The sequence below is a fragment of the Frigoribacterium sp. R86507 genome (assembly GCF_044597695.1).
GTDB lineage: Bacteria > Actinomycetota > Actinomycetes > Actinomycetales > Microbacteriaceae > Frigoribacterium.
The window spans coordinates 807,458-825,330 of record NZ_CP139002.1 but is presented as its reverse complement, the minus strand read 5'-3'; the positions used below and the strand labels follow the sequence as shown (position 1 = coordinate 825,330).

Genomic DNA, 17,873 nt, shown 5'->3' with positions numbered 1-17,873 from the left:
GGGCCGTGGCGGCGGTCGTCGCCGACGCCTCGGCGGTCTCGGGTGCGTCGGTCACGCGGGGGCTCCCTCGGTCGTGGGGGTGGTCTCGGCGGTCAGGGCTTCGTACTGCCGCGTCGCGAGCTTGGTCATGTGGCTCTCGACGAAGAACGAGAGCAGGGGCACGACACCGCCGAGGGCGATGAGGAAGAACCGCGAGAACGGCCACCTCATGAGGCTCCAGAGGCGGAAGTCGGCGAAGAGGTAGACGACGTAGAGCCAGCCGTGGGCGATGAGGATGGCCGTCGAGAGGTTGAAGCCGGTGGTCGAGTCGACCGGAACGAGGAACCCGCCCTGACCGCCGAGCTGCATCTCGAGCTGAAGCGGCGTGTACTTGAACACCATCTCGAAGATGAGCAGCAGCAGCATCACGCCGGTGACGTACGCCGAGATCTTGTAGAACCTGACGGCACCCGGGATCTTCGGGATGTCGCGTTGCCGGGGCTTCAGAGGCATGGGCACGATTCTAGCCGCGCCCGTCGATGCGCCAGGACGGCACCTGTCGACGTCGAACGAGGCCGACCCTCCGCCCGGCCGGGGCCGAGACGCGAGGGGTCAGGAGGCGCGGGTCGGCTGGGTCGCGCCGCGCGCGTCCGCCTCGGCCCGCGCCTCCTCGGCTTCTTCGTGCTCGCGCTCGAACGCGTCGCGGACGAGCCGGAACCAGAGGAACACGGCGAAGCCGGCGAAGACGACCCACTCGATCGCGTAGAAGACGTTGAGCCAGTTGAACTGCACGTCGGAGGCCGGCGGAGCGGAATCGATCTCGCTCAGCGAGGCGGGCGCGACGTCGGAGACGACGTAGCCGCCGTAGACCTGGCCGTCGAAGCCGGGCCACTCGTTGATCAGGGCGGCCACCGAGACGACGGTCTGCGCTCCGCTCTCGAAGTCGCTCTCGGTCGGCGACTCGGACGGGAAGTAGCGGCCCTCGACCGTGACGGTCGAGGTCGCGGCCACGGACGGCTCGGCGGCCTCGGCACCCTCGCGGGTCGCGGACCAGCCGAGCCCCACGGGCAGCGAGGCGCCGTTGGCGGCGTCGACGAAGCGGCCGATCAGCCAGTAGCCGGTCTCGCCGCCGTTGACGCGGTCACCGATGACGGCGAAGTCGTCGGGGTCGAACTCGCCGGTGACGGACACGCGCTGGGCGCCGAGCGAGTCGGCGAAGGGCGTCTGCGGGGTGGCGACGGACGACAACACCTTGCTGGTCTCGGTCTCGGGGTTGACGACCTGCACGCTCTCGACGCTGCGCTCGATCTGCCAGTGACCGAGCCAGGCGAAGATGCCCGCCACGACCAAGGCGAGGCCCAGCAGCGCGATCCACCGGGGCCGGCGGGCGACGTGCCACATGGTCGCGGGCAGCGGCTCGCCGTCGACGCCGAGGAGGGCGGGGCGCTGCTCGGTCTGGGTCACGGAGGCGATCGTACCTCCCGTCGCCCACGAACCCGCTGGGACGGTAGGGCGCGGGTCAGTACTCGGGGTCGCGACGGCGCGTGGCCCGCTGGTCGCTCTGCTGGCCGGCCTGCTCGGCCCAGATCCGGGCCTCGTCGGCGTCCATCGCGTCGAGGTCGTCCAGGTCGTCGTCGTCAGTGCCGTCGACGTCGTCGCCCTCGGCACCGCGACGGCCCGCGGCGTCCCGCCCTGCGGCGGCTCGTGCCGCCACGGCCCGGACCCGCTCGGTCTCGCGCTCGTCGTCGTCTTCGGTGACCTCGGTCTGCTCGAGGTCGTCACCGGCGAGCGCGGCCTCCATCAGGGCGATCTCGTCACCGCTGCGTGCCTCGCGTTCGAGGCGACGAGCCTCGGCTTCGGCGCGCTCGGCCTTCTTGCGCGACCGCAGCAGCACCGAGCCGATGCGCTCGCTGTTCGAGGCGAGCACGGGGCCGAGCACCGCCATGATCAACACGTACAGACCGGCGAACGGCTGCAACCGCTCGTCGAGACCCGCGCCGGCGGACAGCGTCGCCAGGATAAGCGCGAACTCTCCCCGGTTGACGAGGATGACCGTCGTGTTGATGCCCGCCTGCGGCCCCAGCTTGTTCAGCCAGGCGACGAACTGCCCCGCGCCGACGTTGAGCAGCACCGTCATGCCCACCGCGATGGCCACCGGGCCGAGCACGCTCGGGAAAAGGGCAGGGTTGAGCCCGAGGCCGAAGTTCAGGAAGAAGAACGCCCCAAAGACGTCGCGCATGGGCAGGGCGAACTGCTCGACCCGGTTGCGGAACTTCGTCGCCCCGATGATCAGCCCGATGAGGAAGGCGCCGATCGCGTCGGTCACGCCGAGCACCTCGCCGAGGCCGGCGAAGAGCACGGCCAGGCCGAAGAAGAGCACGGTGAAGAGTTCGTCGTCGCGGGTGCGCATGAGCCTCGACACGACGCGGCCGCCCCATCGGGCCACGCTGAACATCACGACGAGGAACGCGAAGGCGATGCCGAGCTTGAGGATCACCGGCCCGGGGTCGGTCTCGCCGCTGAGCACGACCGAGACGATCGCGAGGTAGATCGCGATGAAGATGTCTTCGACGACCGTGACGCCGAGGATCATCGGCGTCTCGCGGTTGGCCAGGCGGTTCAGCTCGATCAGCAGCTTGGTGACGATCGCGCTCGACGACGTCGCCGTCATGCCCGCGATGATCAGCGCCTCGCGGGTGCCCCAGCCGAGCATGAAACCGAAGATCAGGCCGACGCCCATGTTGATGGCGATGTAGCTGCCACCCGAGACGATCAACCGCCCGGCGTTCGAGAAGAACTCGTCTTGATCGAACTCGAGGCCGAGGTTGAACAGCAGCAGGATCAACCCGAAGATGGCGATCAGCTCGATGTTGTCGGACTCGAAGCTGAGCGGGAACCACCCCGTGTTCGTGCTGGCCAGCAGGCCGACGATCATGTAGATCGGGATCGACGGCAGGCCGATCAGCTTGCCGGCGCGGCCGAGCACGTACGCGATCAGCAGCAGGATGCCGAGGACGATCAGCTCTTCACCCAGGTGCATCGGCCTAGCCCCCGGGCGGCGCGTCGACCGGCGAGCGGTGCTTGAGCTCGCCCGTGCGGTAGAACGAGAACGCCTTGGCGACCTTCTCGGGCGACCCGGCCACGACGAGCGTGTCGCCGGGGAACACCTTGAAGTCGCCCGACGGCGCCGGGTTGGCCGCATCGCCACGGACGACCGCCACGACGGTGAGGCCGACGACGCCCTTGGCGCCGAGGTCGCCGAGCGGCTGCCCCGCGATGTGGTCGTCGTAGTCGACCGTGAACCAGTCGATGCTGAGGCCGGGGATCTGGTCGAGGGCCGACAGCGACTCGGTGATGCGCGTGCCGCCGAGGAGTTCGGCGAGCGTGTGGGCCTCGTCCTCGCTGAGACGCAGCGAGACCTTCTTGACGTGGTCGCCGTCGACGTCGTCGCTGAACGTGATGAGGTCGCTGTGACCCGAACGGTGCGTGATCACACCGCACTTGCCGCCGTCGTCGGTGATGAAGGTGTGCAGCACACCCACGCCGGGGAGCTTGACTCGACGCACGTCAACCATGGTTCGTCTCCAGTGGACTCGGGGGCAGTCGTCTCAGCCTAGCGGCGGGTTCGGCCGCGGCAGCCGGGCTGCTCGTGGTGGGGAGAACGTCGCCCGGCAGCATGTTGTTCCCGACTCGCACGACCGAAGCCGACCCTCGGTCGCAGGCTCCCTCGGCGCTGGGGTCGCGGATCGCTTCGCGATACCTTCAGCCCCACTGTGCAGGAGGCGCGGTGCCGGACGAACCGGCACCGCGCCTCCTGCAGGTGGTCGCGCGAGCGACCGCGGGGTCAGCCCTGGCGACCGCCCGGGCTGGACGCCGAGGTGTCGTCGCCCGGCGTGCCGGCGGGCTCGGTGACCTTCTCGCCCGGCTTGGGCGCGCCTCCCTGGTCGGCACCGGCGACGACCATGTCGTCCTCGTCGAAGCCGAAGGTGATGTCGGGCGCCTCGAGGCGGACGCGGTCGGCCGACTCGTCGTCGGGCTCGAGCTGGCTCGCCCGCTCGGCCGCGACGCGCTTGAGGTAGTTCGCGACCTCGGCCTCGGCTTCGTCGTCGCTCCAGCCGAGCACGCCGGCCATCAGCTTGGCGGCGACGGGAGCGGCGGACTCGCCGCGGTCCCAGGCCTCGATCGAGATGCGGGTGCGGCGCGCCAGGACGTCTTCGAGGTGCAGGGCGCTCTCGTGGCTCGCGGCGTAGACGACCTCGGCCCGGATGTAGTCGTCGGCCCCGGGCAGGGGCTCGGCGAGCGAGGGGTCGTCGCGGATCAGGTCGAGGATCTCGTCCGTCGTCGTGCCGTAACGGTTGAGCAGGTGCTCGATGCGCACCTTGTGCACGCCGAAGGCCTTGGCGATCTTGCCGCGTTTGTTCCATGCCGCGTGGTACCCCTCGGCGCCGATCAGCGGGATCTCCATGGTCGTGCTCGACGGGATGCGACCGTCGAGGGCCGCGACGGCCTCGTCGATGGCGTCCTCGGCCATGACCCGGTAGGTGGTCCACTTGCCACCGGCCACGACGACGAGCCCGGGCACGGTGTGGGCGACGATGTGCTCACGCGACAGCTTCGACGTCTGGTCGGACTCGCCCGCCAGCAGCGGACGCAGACCGGCGTAGACGCCCTCGACGTCGGCACGGGTGAGCGGCACGGCCATGACCTTGTTGACGTGCTCGAGGATGTAGTCGATGTCGGCCGCCGTGGCCGCGGGGTGGGCCTTGTCGAGGTCCCAGTCGGTGTCGGTCGTGCCGACGAGCCAGTGGCGGCCCCACGGGATCACGAAGAGGACGCTCTTCTCGGTGCGGAAGATCATGCCCATGTCGGAGTGGATGCGGTCGCGCGGGACCACGAGGTGCACGCCCTTCGACGCGCGCACCTTGAACTGACCCCGCTCGCCGACCATCGCCTGCGTGTCGTCCGTCCAGACGCCCGTCGCGTTGACGACCTGCTTGGCCCGGATCTCGAAGTGCTCGCCGGTCTGGTAGTCGTGGGCCTTCACGCCGACGACCCGCTCGCCGACCTTGACGAAGCCCTCGACCCGGATGCGGCTCGCGGCGTGGGCGCCGTAGCTCGACGCGGTACGTACCAGCGACGAGACGTAGCGGGCGTCGTCGACCTGGGCGTCGTAGTAGGTGAGGCCACCGACGACCGCGTCCTTGGACAGGCTCGGGATGGCGCGCAGCACCTGCGTCTTGCTGAGGTGGCGGTGGTGGGGAACGCCGGGCGGGCGGCCTCCGGTCCAGCTGAAGATGTCGTAGAGCGCCATGCCGGCGCCGATGTAGAACCGCTCGTAGACCGGTTTGCTCAGCGGGTACAGGAACCGCACGGGCTTGACCAGGTGCGGCGCGAGACGCTGCAGCAGCAGGCCTCGCTCGATCAGGGCCTCGCGGACGAGACGGAAGTTCAGTTGCTCGAGGTAGCGGATGCCCCCGTGAACGAGCTTCGACGAGCGACTCGACGTTCCCGAGCCCCAGTCACGGGCCTCGACGATGCCGACGCTCAGCCCGCGGGTCACGGCGTCGAGCGCGGAACCCGCTCCGACGATGCCACCCCCGATCACGAGGATGTCGAGTTCTTTCGTCTTCAACGCCTCGACGGCTGCGGCCCGTTCGTCGGGGCCGAGCTTCGTGGAGAGCGAAACGGACGCGGACTTGGCCATGCGAGCCTCCATCGTTGGATTCGGTCGGCCCGGTCTCTCGACCGGACCACCCCATCAAACGCTAGTGAGGCTGGTAGGGGGCCACAACCACTTCGACGCGCTGGAACTCTTTGAGATCGCTGTAACCCGTGGTCGCCATCGAGCGTCGCAGCGCACCCATGATGTTCGACGTGCCGTCGACCGTCGTGGCCGGGCCGTAGAGGATCTTCTCGAGCGAGCCGATCGTGCCGACCTGCATGCGGCGACCGCGGGGCAGCTCGGGGTGGTGCGCCTCGGCGCCCCAGTGGTAGCCGCCACCGGGCACGTCGTCGGCCCGTGCCAGCGCGGCACCGAGCATGACGGCGTCCGCACCGCAGGCGATGGCCTTGACGAGGTCGCCCGAGGTGCCGAGGCCCCCGTCGGCGATGACGTGCACGTAGCGTCCGCCCGACTCGTCGAGGTAGTCGCGGCGTGCGCCCGCCACGTCGGCCACGGCGCTCGCCATGGGTGCGTGGATGCCCAAGGAGGCGCGGGTCGTGCTGGCTGCGCCGCCCCCGAACCCGACGAGGACGCCCGCGGCACCGGTGCGCATGAGGTGCAGCGCGGCCGTGTAGGTCGAGGCCCCGCCGACGATGACGGGGACGTCGAGCTCGTAGATGAACTTCTTGAGGTTGAGCGGCTCGCTGCTCTTCGAGACGTGCTCGGCGCTGACCGTCGTGCCCCGGATGACGAAGAGGTCGACGCCGGCGTCGACGACCGTCTGGTACAGGTCTTGGGTGCGCTGCGGGCTGAGGGCACCGGCGACGGTGACCCCGGCTGCCCGGATCTCGGCGAGGCGGTCGCGGACGAGCTCAGGCTTGATCGGCTCGCTGTAGATCTCTTGCATGCGGGCGACCGAGTCGTCGTCGGAGAGCTCACGGATCTCGGCGAGGACCTGTTCGGGGTCGTCGTACCGCGTCCAGACGCCCTCGAGGTCGAGGACGCCGAGGCCGCCGAGCTGGCCGATGCGGATGGCCGTGGCGGGGCTGACCACCGAGTCCATGGGCGCGGCGATGACCGGCGACTCGAACTGGAACGCGTCGATGGACCAGCCGACCGAGACGTCGCGCGGGTCGCGCGTACGCCGGCTCGGAACGATGGCGATGTCGTCGAACGCGTACGCGCGGCGGGCTCGCTTGGAGACGCCGATCTCTACCTCAGTCACCGTGCCACCCTACCGGAGCCGGGGGTCGAGCCCCCGGCCCGGCGGCATCACCGGCGGTAGTTCGGGGCCTCGACGACCATCTGGAGGTCGTGCGGGTGGCTCTCTTTCAGGCCGGCCGCGGTGATGCGGACGAACTTGCCCTTGGACTTGAGCTCGGCCACGGTGCGCCCGCCGACGTAGAACATCGACTGACGCAGTCCGCCGCTGAGCTGGTACACGACGTTGTTGAGCGCGCCGCGATAGGGCACCTGGCCCTCGACGCCCTCGGGGATGAGCTTGTCGTCGCTCGGCACGTCCGCCTGGAAGTACCGGTCCTTCGAGTAGGACGTGTTCTTGCCGCGGGTCTGCATCGCTCCCAGCGAGCCCATGCCGCGGTAGTTCTTGAACTGCTTGCCGCCCACGAAGACCAGGTCGCCCGGGCTCTCGTCGCAACCGGCGAGCAACGAGCCCAGCATGACCGTGTCGGCGCCGGCCACGAGGGCCTTGGCGATGTCGCCCGAGTACTGCAGCCCGCCGTCGGCGATGACCGGGACGCCGGCCTCGCGTGCGGCGAGGGACGCCTCGTAGACGGCCGTGACCTGGGGCACGCCCACGCCCGCGACGACGCGGGTGGTGCAGATGGACCCCGGCCCCACGCCGACCTTGATGGCGTCGGCGCCGGCCTCGATCAGCGCCTGGGCACCGCTGCGCGTGGCGACGTTGCCACCGATCACGTCGATGTGCGCGAAGCTCGGGTCGGCCTTGATGCGGCGGATCATGTCGAGTTCGCCCGAGCTCTCGCCGTTGGCGGTGTCGACCACGAGCACGTCGACCCCCGCGTCACGCAGGGCGCCGGCGCGCTCCCACGCGTCGCCGAAGAAGCCGATCGCGGCGCCGACCCGCAAGCGGCCCTCGTCGTCCTTCGTGGCGTCGGGGTACTTCTCGCTCTTGTCGAAGTCCTTGACGGTGATGAGGCCGCGCAGGTGCCCGGCCTCGTCGACCAGGGGCAGCTTCTCGATCTTGTGCTGCGCGAAGATGGCGATCGCCGAGTCGGGGTCGACGCCCTCGGGTGCGGTGATCAGCGGGGCCTTCGTCATGACGTCGCGGACGAGCGTCGTCGACATCTCGAACGGCGAGACGAAGCGCATGTCGCGGTTGGTGATGATGCCGACCAGCGTGCCGTCGCCCTCGACGACCGGGAGGCCCGAGACGCGGAACTGCCCGCACAGCGCGTCGACCTCGGCCACCGTGGCGTCGGGCGTCGTCGTGACGGGGTTGGTGATCATGCCCGACTCGCTGCGCTTGACCTTGTCGACGTGCGCGGCCTGGTCGGAGATCGAGAGGTTGCGGTGGATGATGCCGATGCCGCCCTGGCGCGCCATGGCGATGGCCATGCGCGACTCGGTCACGGTGTCCATCGCGGCCGAGAGCAGCGGCACCGCGACCCGGATGCGCTTGGTGAGCTGCGACGAGGTGTCGGTCTCGCTCGGGATGACGTCGGTGCGGCCCGGAAGCAGCATGACGTCGTCGTAGGTGAGTCCGATGAATCCGAACGGGTCCGGCTGGTCCATGAGTCCCCTTCGAAGGAGCGAGATGAGGGTGGGTGGGTTGGCACCGGTTCGCCGTCGAGTCCGGTAGTCGATATTAACCCAGCCCGCGCCTCCTGCATTCCTGTCGGGCGCGTCCCTCGCGGACGACCAGGAGGCGCGGCGCGGCCCCCGGGGACGCAACGGAACGGCACCGTTACCGATCCGACACACGGAAGATTCGTGATTCTCGCTCGACATGGGGGATTCTGTACCGACTCCACTCCGTCTCGCACCTGAAACATGCTCGACACACAGCGGAGTTACTGTCAGCGACGACGACGCCCCGGGAGCAGAACGAGACCGCCCGAATCTCGACGGGGCGCTTCCCACCAGGAGGTTTTGTGAGACTCTCGACGACCATCGCGTCGCGGCCACGGCTGCGGCAGTCCCTGATCGTGACGGCCTCAGCCGTACTGCTCGGGCTCCTGGCGACCTTCATGGGGGCGTTCGCCCCGATGGCCGCCCACGCCGCGGCCGCCGCCTGCACCACCGACGCGACGACCGGCTGCATCCAGGGCACGATCAACGACAGCGAGCGGGAGCCCGCCTCGGGCGTCGACGTGATCGCGACGAACGCGACCGGCGACGAGCAGACCGCGACCACCGACGACACCGGTCGATGGAGCATCGCGGTGACCGAGGCCGGCAGCTACACCGTCACGGTCGACCAGGACACCCTGCCCGACGGCCAGTTCCTGGTGAACGCCGACAACGCCGAGCGCACCGTGACCGTGAACCTCGGGGCCACGGCGAGCGCCCTGTTCGCCCTCACCGCCGAGGAAGGCGCCACGAGCGGCGAGGCGGCCGCGACGAGCTTCAACTGGGACCGCTTCGCGCAGCAGTTCGCCTCGGGCATCCGGCTCGGCCTGCTGCTCGCCCTCGCCGCCATCGGCCTGTCGCTGATCTACGGCACGACGGGCCTCAGCAGCTTCTCGCACGGCGAGCAGGTGACCCTCGGCGGTCTGCTGGCCTACTCGTTCACCTCGATCGGGATGCCGCTGATCCTGGCCGCGGTGCTCAGCACGGTGATCTGTGCGGCCACGGGCTACCTGCAGGACCTGGCGATCTGGAAACCGCTGCGGAAACGCCGACTCAGCCTCACGCAGCTGATGATCGTGACCATCGGCCTCTCGATCGCCCTGCAGTACGCCTTCCAGTACTTCTACGGCGCCGGCACCGTGCGCATCGACCGCGACAACCCGACCACCGTGGACTTCCTCGGCGTGACCCTGACCGTCCAGTCGTACGTCGCGATGGCGATCTCGGTGGTCGTGCTGGTCGGCACGGGACTGTTCCTGCTGAAGACCCGCACCGGACGCGCCACCCGCGCCGTGTCGGACAACCCGGCCCTCGCCGCGGCCTCGGGCATCGACGTCGACCGCATCATCCGCCTGGTCTGGACGCTGGCCGCCGGCCTGGCCGGCCTGTCGGGCGTGATGCTCGGCCTCGTGCTCAACGGCGTCAACTGGATGACCGGTCTACAGATCCTGCTGCTGATCTTCGCCGCCGTCACCCTGGGCGGCCTGGGCACGGCCTTCGGCGCCCTGGTCGGCTCGCTGATCATCGGCATCATCGTCGAGCTGACCAACATCTGGTTGCCCGGCGACTTCAAGTACGCGACGGCGCTGCTGATCCTGATCCTGATCCTCGTGTTCAGACCACAGGGCATCTTCGGGCGAAAAGAACGAGTGGGCTAAGGGGACACGACCATGTACTTCATCGAACTCCTGCGGGCGCTGAGCGCCGAGGCCCTCGCGCCCACGACGGCCGCCTTCGCCATCGCCGCGATCGGCCTGAACATCCACTTCGGCTTCACCGGCCTGATCAACATGGGCCAGGCGGCGTTCCTGCTGCTCGGCGCCTACGGCTTCGCCATCTCGATCAGCAACGGTCTGCCCCTCGGGCTCGCCGTCATCATCGCGCTGCTCTGCTCGTTGGTCTTCGCGCTCATCCTCGGCGTGCCGACGCTGAAGCTGCGGGGCGACTACCTGGCGATCGTCACCATCTGTTCGGCCGAGATCATCCGGTACGTGGGACGGTCGAGCATCCTGACGACCACGACGGGTGGCTCGAACGGCATCCCCGGGGCCTCGTACCGCGAGGCCTTCACCGCCCTGTCGCCCCTGCCCGACGGACAGACGACGATCCTGTGGTTCACCTACGAGAACAACGGCGTCAACGGCTGGTGGATCCGCATCGCCGGCTGGAGCATCGTCGCCCTGCTCAGCCTGCTGGTCTTCCTGCTCAGCCGCAGCCCGTGGGGCCGCGTGCTGAAGGGCATCCGCGAGGACGAGGACGCCGTGCGCAGCCTCGGCAAGAACGTCTACTCGTACAAGATGCAGGCCCTCGTGCTCGGTGCGCTGATGGGGTCGCTCGCCGGCATCATCTACGTCCTGCCGAGCTCGGTGCAGCCGGACAGCATGGGACGGTCGATGACCTTCTTCATCTGGACGGCCCTGCTGCTCGGTGGCGCGGCCACCGTGTTCGGCCCGGTGCTCGGAGCGATCCTGTTCTTCGTCACCCGCCTGCTGGTGCGGACCCTCGCCGGCGACTTCATCCCGTCGAACATCATGAACGGCCAGCAGGCCGAGCAGTTCTCGTACATCCTCGTCGGCATCGCCCTGATGCTGCTGATCATCTTCAGGCCACAGGGCATCCTCGGAAAGAAGAAGGAGTTGGCGTTCAGTGTCTGACACCTCGAGCACCACCAACGGACCGGCCCCGAGCGGCAGCACGCTGCCCCGCCGCGAGGGCTACGACTACGACCGCAGCGTCCTGCGCTCGAAGCTCACCACGGTCGAGAGGACCCCGGGGTCGGCCAAGCCGGACCCGATCCTGACGGTCGACAACGTCGTCCGACGCTTCGGCGGGATGACCGCCGTCGACGTCGGCCACGTCGAGGTGCAGCGCGGTGCCATCACGGCACTGATCGGCCCCAACGGCGCCGGCAAGACGACCTTCTTCAACCTGCTGACCGGCTTCGACAAGGCCTCGTCGGCCCCCACGGCGTTCAAGCGCAGCGGCCCGGGCATCGCGAAGTGGGTGTTCGAGGGCAAGGCCATGGGCAACGTCGGCGCCGCCAAGGTCGCCCGCTCGGGCATGGTACGCACGTTCCAGCTGACCAAGGCGCTCTCGCGGCTCACGGTGATGCAGAACATGCTGCTCGGTGCGAAGGACCAGCCCGGCGAGAACTTCTTCGTCGCGATCGTCGCGCCGCTCTGGCGCAAGCGCGAGCGAGAGATCGAGGCGAAGGCCGAGGACCTCCTCGCCCGGTTCAAGCTGCTCGAGAAGAAGGACGACTTCGCCGGCAGCCTCTCGGGCGGCCAGCGCAAGCTGCTCGAGATGGCCCGCGCCCTGATGAGCGACCCGGCCATGATCATGCTCGACGAGCCGATGGCCGGCGTGAACCCGGCGCTGACGCAGTCGCTGCTGGGGCACATCCAGAGCCTGCGTGACGACGGCACCACGGTGCTCTTCGTCGAGCACGACATGCACATGGTCCGTCACATCTCGGACTGGGTGATCGTCATGGCCGAGGGTCGCATCGTGGCCGAGGGCCCGGCCGACACGGTCATGGACGACCAGGCCGTCATCGACGCCTACCTGGGTGCGCACCACGACACCGACCTGGGCGACGACTCGCTGCTCGACGACGCCACGCTCGAACAACTCGAAGAAGAGGTGGCGCGCGAGGACGCGGCCCGCGCGGCCGAGGCGACCAGCGCCTCCTCGTCCACCGGCGGCGTCGCGGGACGCGACCTGCCCGGCCACCCCGACCCCTCGACCCCGCAGGCCACGAACGCGGCCGACGACCAGCTGTCCGACGGACGGCAGAGCGGAGACAAGCGATGAGCACGGCACAGGACGGCGCGGGTGCCACCACCGCCCCCAAGCACCCGGGCACCGAGAAGTTCGCCGGCGTCGAACCGGTCATGAACGCGACGGACCTCGTCGCCGGCTACCTGCCGGGCGTCAACATCCTCAACGGGTGCGACCTCGTCTGCTACCCCGGCGAGCTGATCGGCATCATCGGCCCGAACGGCGCCGGCAAGTCGACGCTGCTCAAGGCGCTCTTCGGCCAGGTCAAGATCCACTCGGGATCGGTCACCCTCGGCGGCACCGACATCACGAACCTCAAGGCCAACAAGCTGGTCGAGGCGGGCGTCGGCTTCGTCCCGCAGACCAACAACGTGTTCCCCTCGCTCACCATCGAGGAGAACCTGCAGATGGGCATGTTCCTGCGGCCCAAGAAGTTCGCCGAGCGCCTCGAGGTCATCTACGACCTCTTCCCGGTGCTCGCCGATCGTCGCGGCCAGCGTGCCGGATCGCTGTCGGGCGGCGAGCGCCAGTCGGTCGCCATGGCCCGGGCCCTGATGATGGACCCGAAGGTGCTGCTGCTCGACGAGCCGTCCGCCGGCCTGTCGCCCGTGCGCCAGGACGAGACGTTCATCCGCACCCGCCGCATCAACAAGGCCGGCGTCTCGGTGATCATGGTCGAACAGAACGCCCGCCGCTGCCTGCAGATCTGCGACCGCGGCTACGTCCTCGACCAGGGCCGCAACGCCTACTCGGGCACCGGCCGCGAGCTGGCCGACGACCCCAAGGTCATCGAGCTCTACCTCGGCACCCTCGCGAAGGACGTCGACGCGTCCTGACGCCCCCGGTGGCACCCTGAGGCCCCGATCACGCCCTGGCGTGGTCGGGGCCTCGTGCGTGCGCCCGGCGGGGCGTCGGGGCTGGGCGTCAGGGCGGGGCGCCGGGGCTGCGCACCGCGTGTCGTGCAGCGCACCCGGTCTCGACGCGGTGCGGTGCACGGAACGCGGTGCAGAGGGGAGCGCGGCCCCAAGGCCGGCGGGCCCGGGACGAGGAGGCGCGGTGCCGGGGCATGCCGTCTTGCACACCGCGTTTCGTGCAGCACACCGGGTCTCGACGCGGTGCGGTGCACGGAACGCGGCGCAGAGGGGAGCGCGGCCCCAAGGCCGGCGGGCCCGGGACGAGGAGGCGCGGTGTCGGAGGACGCGGACGTCGCGACCTGCCCGTGGTCCGGCTCCGCGCCTCCTGGGCACGCCGAAGGGCCCGGCACGATGACTCGTGCCGGGCCCCGGGTGGTGCGAGGTGCTGTTATTCGACCTTGCCCTCGATGCCGGTCTGGTAGACGGGCTTGTTGTCGGCGTCGAAGGTGTAGACGCCGATCGAGGCGGACGACGGGTCGTTGTTGTCGTTGAACGGTCCGATGCCCGAGGGGCCGGTGTAGTGGATGTCGTCACCGGCGTCCAGCGCGGTCTTGCAGTCCGCGTACGTGGTGCACTCGGTGCCGCCGTTCGCGCCGGAGACCGCGGCCATGTTGGCCTGGATCGTCCCGGCGTCGGTGCCGCCACCGGCCTGCGCCGCGAGAGCGGTCAGGATGACGGCGTCGTACGACTCGGCCGCGTACGAGAAGTCGGCCAGTTCGCCGCCCTCGCTCGCCTGGTAGCCGGCCACGAGCTTCGACTTGAAGTCGGCGCTGGCGTCGGCACCGGGGATCGTACCCTTGGCGCCCTCGAGGGTGCCGGGCTCGAAGTCGGCGCTGTAGTCGGCCGTGTTGCCGTCGGACATGTAGACCTTGCTCATGTCCCAGCCCTGGCTCTTCAGCTCGGGGACGATCGACTTGGTCTCGTCGAAGGCGAGGATGACGATCGCGTCGGGCTCGGCGGCGATGGCCGCGGACACCTCGGACGAGAACGTGGTCTGACCGGGGGGGAACTCCTCGCCCTTGCCGGTGCCGCCGTAGACGACGGTGCCGCCCGAGCTCTCGATCGACTTCTGCGTCGAGTCGCGGAGACCCGTGCCGTAGGTGTCGTTGAAGACGAGGAACGCGACGTTGGCGTTGCCGTCGGCCGTGATCTGCTGGCCGAGTGCCGAACCCTGGACCGAGTCCGGCGGAGCGGTCCGGTAGTAGTACGACGAGTAGCCGCTGAGCGAGCTCGCCGTGTTGGCCGGCGAGATCTCGATGATGCAGTTGCTGGTGAGCTGGTCGACCACGTTGAGCGTGACGCTCGACGATTCGGCACCGAGCACGACGGGCACCTTGGCGTCGATCAGCTCCGTCGCGGCGTTGCTCGACACGGTCATGTCGTTGCTGTCGCCCGAGTCGGTGCTGGTCGAGATCTCGGCGGGCTGGTCGAGAACGCCGCCCGCGGCGTTGATGTCGCTGATGGCCAGGTTCGCCCCCGCGATGGCGGGCGGGCCGAGGTAGGCCAGGGTTCCGGTCAGCGGCAGCATGGTGCCGATCGCGAAGGGATCGGTGCTGGGCGTACCGACCTCGCACTTGGCGGCGGGATCGGCCTTGGCCGACGACGACGACGACGCGTCGTCAGAGGGAGATGCCGTCGAACAGGCAGCGAGCAGCACGGAGGCTGCGCCGGCGAGAGCCAGTGCTCGGAGGGCGGTGCTGGATCGGATCATCCGTGGAACCCTTTCGTGGACAGCGGCAGTGCAGCCCGACCGGTGGCGGTCGAACCTGCCGCGATTGGTCCGAAACTAGGGGTCGAATGTTTCTGGCGTGTGTTCTCGACGTCAAAGTGACGTTTCGTTAGCCATTCGTGACTTTGCGAGGGATGGTCGCTTCTAGGCGGTCGGCGCCACCGCGAGCGGACGACGTGACCGCCGCCCCGCACGCACCATGTCGACGGTGAGCACGATCGAGGCGACCCAGACGATGGCGAAGCCGACCCATCGCGCCGTCGACATGTGCTCGCCGAGCACGACGACCCCGACCACGAACTGCAGCACGGGGGCGACGTACTGCGTCAGCCCCACGGTCGTCAGGGGCAGCCGACGCGTCGCCGAGGCGAAGAGCAGCAGCGGCACGGCCGTGATGACGCCCGTGCCGACCGTGGCGAGGGTGTGCCCGACGCTCACGGTGCCCAGCACGACGCCGCCCCCGAGGCCCGTCACGTGCAGCACGATCAGGGTGACGGCCGCGAAGGGTGCGATCCACAGCGTCTCGAGCGTGAGCCCGCCGACCGCGTCGACCCGACCACCGACCTGCTTCTTCACCAGGCCGTAGAGCCCGAACGAGAACGCGAGGACGAGCGAGATGAACGGCGGCCTGCCCGCCCCGATCGCGATCACGAGGACGGCGACGGCGCTCAGCCCGACGGCCACCCACTGGGTCGTGCGCAGACGCTCGCGCAGCACCACCACGCCGAGCAGGACCGTGACGATCGGGTTGATGAAGTAGCCGAGCGCCGCCTCGACCACGTGCCCGCTGAGCGTCGCCGAGATGAAGACCGTCCAGTTGACGACGATGAACGCCCCCGCCAGCCCCATGGTGCCCACCACGCGGGGCTGACGCAGCAGGGCCAGGAACGACCGCAGCGCCCCCGTCACGACGAGCAGCACCGCACAGAAGACGAGCGAGAACAGCACCCGCCAGGCGACGATCTCGAACGGGCCGGCCGGGGCCAGCAGCAGGAAGTAGACCGGCAGCACGCCCCAGAGCCCGTAGGCCCCCAGGGCGTAGGCCAGACCCGCCCCGCCGGCCCCGGCGACGCCGAGCCCCGAGGTCGGGGCGGAGGGGGACGAGGAGGCGCGGGTCGAGGTCACCAGGAGACTCTAGGTGGCTGCGCCCACCACCGGAACGGCCACTCCTGCCACCGTGGATCGATCGACGGACGATCACGCCTGGGGACGAGCGGACGCTCGCGGCCACGTCGCCGACACGACGAAGGCCCCTGCCGGAGCAGGGGCCTTCGGGACGGCGACCGGGGTCGCGGAGCACGGCCGGAGCCGTGCCGAGGTGCTAGCGGACGATGACCGCCAGGACGTCGCGAGCCGAGAGCACGAGCAGGTCTTCTCCGCCGTACTTCACCTCGGTTCCGCCGTACTTGCTGTAGATGACCTTGTCGCCGGTGGCGACGTCGAGCGGCACGCGGTTGCCGTTGTCGTCGATGCGGCCCGGGCCGACCGCCACCACTTCACCCTCTTGGGGCTTCTCTTTGGCGGTGTCGGGGATCACGAGACCCGAAGCAGTGGTCTGCTCGGCTTCGACCTGACGAATGACGATGCGATCTTCGAGCGGCTTGATGCTGACCGACACGGGTGACCTCTTCTTTCTCGGTGCTACGAAAACATGGGGGCTGGCACTTGCCGGGGGCGAGTGCCAGAACAACTGTAGGACGAGACTGGCACTCGGTCAATCCGAGTGCCAACGCGTCGGCCCGCGTGCGTCACACTGGACGACATGGATTCCTCCGAGCTGCTCGAAGTCCTCTCGCCCGAGGGGCTGCGGCTGCTCGACTCGCTGCCGACGGGCGGCGCCTCCGGCGACGACGTCGTCGGCACGGTGGCCGCGTTGCGCAAGCAGGGCCACTCCCCCGCCCTCGTGTCGGCGGTGCTCACCCAGGCCCGGCTCCGTGGCCGCGCGGTGGCCAAGTTCGGCGAGTTCGCGAGCCGCATGCTGTTCACCGAGGCGGGCCTCGAACAGGCCACGCGCCTCCCGGTCGCCGCGCGCCATGCCGGACGCTACGCCGCGGCGGGCATCGGCAGCGTGGCCGACCTCGGCTGCGGCATCGGTGGCGACGCCCTGGCGTTCGCCGCGCTCGACCTCGACGTGCTCGCCGTCGACCGCGACGAGGTCACCGCGGCCGTCGCCTCGTACAACCTCGCGCCGTGGCCGTCGTCGCGGGTCGAGCAGGGGGACGCCGCGACCACCGACCTCGGGGGCGTCGAGGGCGTCTTCCTCGACCCGGCGCGACGGACGGCCGGCCACGCCGCCACCAAGCGCCTCGCCGACCCGGCCGACTGGTCCCCCGGCCTCGACGTCGCCTTCGGCTTCGCCGACCGCCTGCCCACCGGCGTGAAGCTCGGCCCGGGCGTCGACCGCGAGCTGCTGCCGGCCGACGCCGAGTGCCAGTGGATCTCGGTCGACCGCGACGTGGTCGAGGTGGGCGTGTGGTTCGGTCCGCTCGCGCGGCCGGGAGTGGGCCGGTCCGCACTGGTGGTCAGCGCCTCCGGGGCGTCCGAGCTGACGGCCGCCGCCGACTCGGACGACGTGGACCCGGGCGACCTCGGCGAGTACCTCTACGAGCCCGACGGTGCCGTCATCCGGGCGCGCCTGATCGGCGACCTGGCCCGGTCGATCGACGCCCGCATGATCAGTCGCGACATCGCCTGGCTGACGACGGAGGCGCGGGTCGACACCCCCTTCGCGCAGGGTTTCCGCGTGCTCGAGACCTTCCCGCTCGACGAGCGGACGCTGAAGCGCGAGCTGCGGGCGCGGGGCATCGGCCGCCTCGAGATCAAGAAGCGCGGGGTCGACGTCGATCCCGCGACGTTCCGCAAACGACTCTCGTTGCAGGGCACCGGATCGGCGACCCTCGTGCTGACCCGGGTCGCGGGGCGGCACACGGCCCTGCTCTGCGAGCGCCTGGTCTGACGCCGGGCGGGTCGGTGAGGC

The 17,873-nt window shown here is 69.8% G+C and carries 15 protein-coding genes; 5 read left to right on the top strand and 10 right to left on the bottom strand.

Going from position 1 to position 17,873, the window contains the following annotated elements; genetic code table 11:
* Positions 1-51: 51 nt before the first annotated feature.
* From SJY14_RS04065 to guaB, 7 genes are all read right to left on the bottom strand, one after another.
* On the bottom strand, positions 52-492 hold the full coding sequence (locus SJY14_RS04065) for a DUF3817 domain-containing protein (protein WP_055974930.1): 441 nt from the start codon (positions 490-492) through the stop codon (positions 52-54).
* Positions 493-591: 99 nt separating this feature from the next.
* Positions 592-1,443 (bottom strand): SURF1 family protein, encoded by an 852-nt coding sequence (locus tag SJY14_RS04060; RefSeq protein ID WP_396599848.1) that lies wholly within the window; start codon positions 1,441-1,443, stop codon positions 592-594.
* Between the two features lie 55 nt (positions 1,444-1,498).
* Entirely contained in the window at positions 1,499-3,019 is a 1,521-nt protein-coding gene (locus tag SJY14_RS04055) for a cation:proton antiporter (protein ID WP_071256272.1), read from the bottom strand.
* 4 nt (positions 3,020-3,023) lie between these two features.
* Positions 3,024-3,554, bottom strand: coding sequence for a cation:proton antiporter regulatory subunit (locus SJY14_RS04050; protein WP_043595745.1), 531 nt, complete (start codon positions 3,552-3,554; stop codon positions 3,024-3,026).
* A gap of 269 nt (positions 3,555-3,823) precedes the next feature.
* Positions 3,824-5,683 carry a glycerol-3-phosphate dehydrogenase/oxidase gene (locus tag SJY14_RS04045; RefSeq protein ID WP_083396420.1) on the bottom strand — a complete coding sequence of 620 codons (1,860 nt, stop codon included), beginning with the start codon at positions 5,681-5,683 and terminating at the stop codon, positions 3,824-3,826.
* A 61-nt stretch (positions 5,684-5,744) separates the two neighbouring features.
* Complete coding sequence (locus SJY14_RS04040; RefSeq protein WP_054147418.1) at positions 5,745-6,866, bottom strand: GuaB3 family IMP dehydrogenase-related protein; 1,122 nt, start codon at positions 6,864-6,866, stop codon at positions 5,745-5,747.
* Positions 6,867-6,913: 47 nt separating this feature from the next.
* Positions 6,914-8,416, bottom strand: a complete 1,503-nt coding sequence (gene guaB / locus SJY14_RS04035; RefSeq protein WP_396599847.1) for an IMP dehydrogenase — start codon at positions 8,414-8,416, stop codon at positions 6,914-6,916.
* Between the two features lie 359 nt (positions 8,417-8,775).
* On the opposite strand from guaB, the gene SJY14_RS04030 reads away from it, so the two are divergent.
* The 4 genes from SJY14_RS04030 to SJY14_RS04015 all read left to right on the top strand — a co-directional run bounded on the left by SJY14_RS04030 (position 8,776) and on the right by SJY14_RS04015 (position 13,089).
* Positions 8,776-10,131: a branched-chain amino acid ABC transporter permease gene (locus SJY14_RS04030; protein ID WP_396599846.1), complete on the top strand. Its 1,356-nt coding sequence runs from the start codon at positions 8,776-8,778 to the stop codon at positions 10,129-10,131.
* 12 nt (positions 10,132-10,143) lie between these two features.
* Positions 10,144-11,127 carry a branched-chain amino acid ABC transporter permease gene (locus SJY14_RS04025; RefSeq protein WP_043595990.1) on the top strand — a complete coding sequence of 328 codons (984 nt, stop codon included), beginning with the start codon at positions 10,144-10,146 and terminating at the stop codon, positions 11,125-11,127.
* A 43-nt stretch (positions 11,128-11,170) separates the two neighbouring features.
* Positions 11,171-12,286, top strand: coding sequence for an ABC transporter ATP-binding protein (locus SJY14_RS04020; protein ID WP_152970409.1), 1,116 nt, complete (start codon positions 11,171-11,173; stop codon positions 12,284-12,286).
* Between the two features lie 80 nt (positions 12,287-12,366).
* On the top strand, positions 12,367-13,089 hold the full coding sequence (locus SJY14_RS04015) for an ABC transporter ATP-binding protein (protein ID WP_043595993.1): 723 nt from the start codon (positions 12,367-12,369) through the stop codon (positions 13,087-13,089).
* 466 nt (positions 13,090-13,555) lie between these two features.
* Here the strand turns inward: SJY14_RS04015 and SJY14_RS04010 are convergent, their stop codons facing one another.
* The 3 genes from SJY14_RS04010 to groES form a co-directional block, all read right to left on the bottom strand.
* Positions 13,556-14,878, bottom strand: coding sequence for an ABC transporter substrate-binding protein (locus SJY14_RS04010; protein WP_054147415.1), 1,323 nt, complete (start codon positions 14,876-14,878; stop codon positions 13,556-13,558).
* 162 nt (positions 14,879-15,040) lie between these two features.
* Positions 15,041-16,021, bottom strand: coding sequence for an EamA family transporter RarD (rarD, locus tag SJY14_RS04005; protein WP_083396360.1), 981 nt, complete (start codon positions 16,019-16,021; stop codon positions 15,041-15,043).
* Between the two features lie 196 nt (positions 16,022-16,217).
* Positions 16,218-16,514 carry a co-chaperone GroES gene (groES, locus tag SJY14_RS04000; RefSeq protein ID WP_043595988.1) on the bottom strand — a complete coding sequence of 99 codons (297 nt, stop codon included), beginning with the start codon at positions 16,512-16,514 and terminating at the stop codon, positions 16,218-16,220.
* A gap of 144 nt (positions 16,515-16,658) precedes the next feature.
* Here groES and SJY14_RS03995 point away from each other — a divergent pair, with 144 nt between their 5' ends.
* Positions 16,659-17,852 carry a class I SAM-dependent methyltransferase gene (locus SJY14_RS03995; RefSeq protein ID WP_071256263.1) on the top strand — a complete coding sequence of 398 codons (1,194 nt, stop codon included), beginning with the start codon at positions 16,659-16,661 and terminating at the stop codon, positions 17,850-17,852.
* The last annotated feature ends 21 nt before the right edge of the window (positions 17,853-17,873 follow it).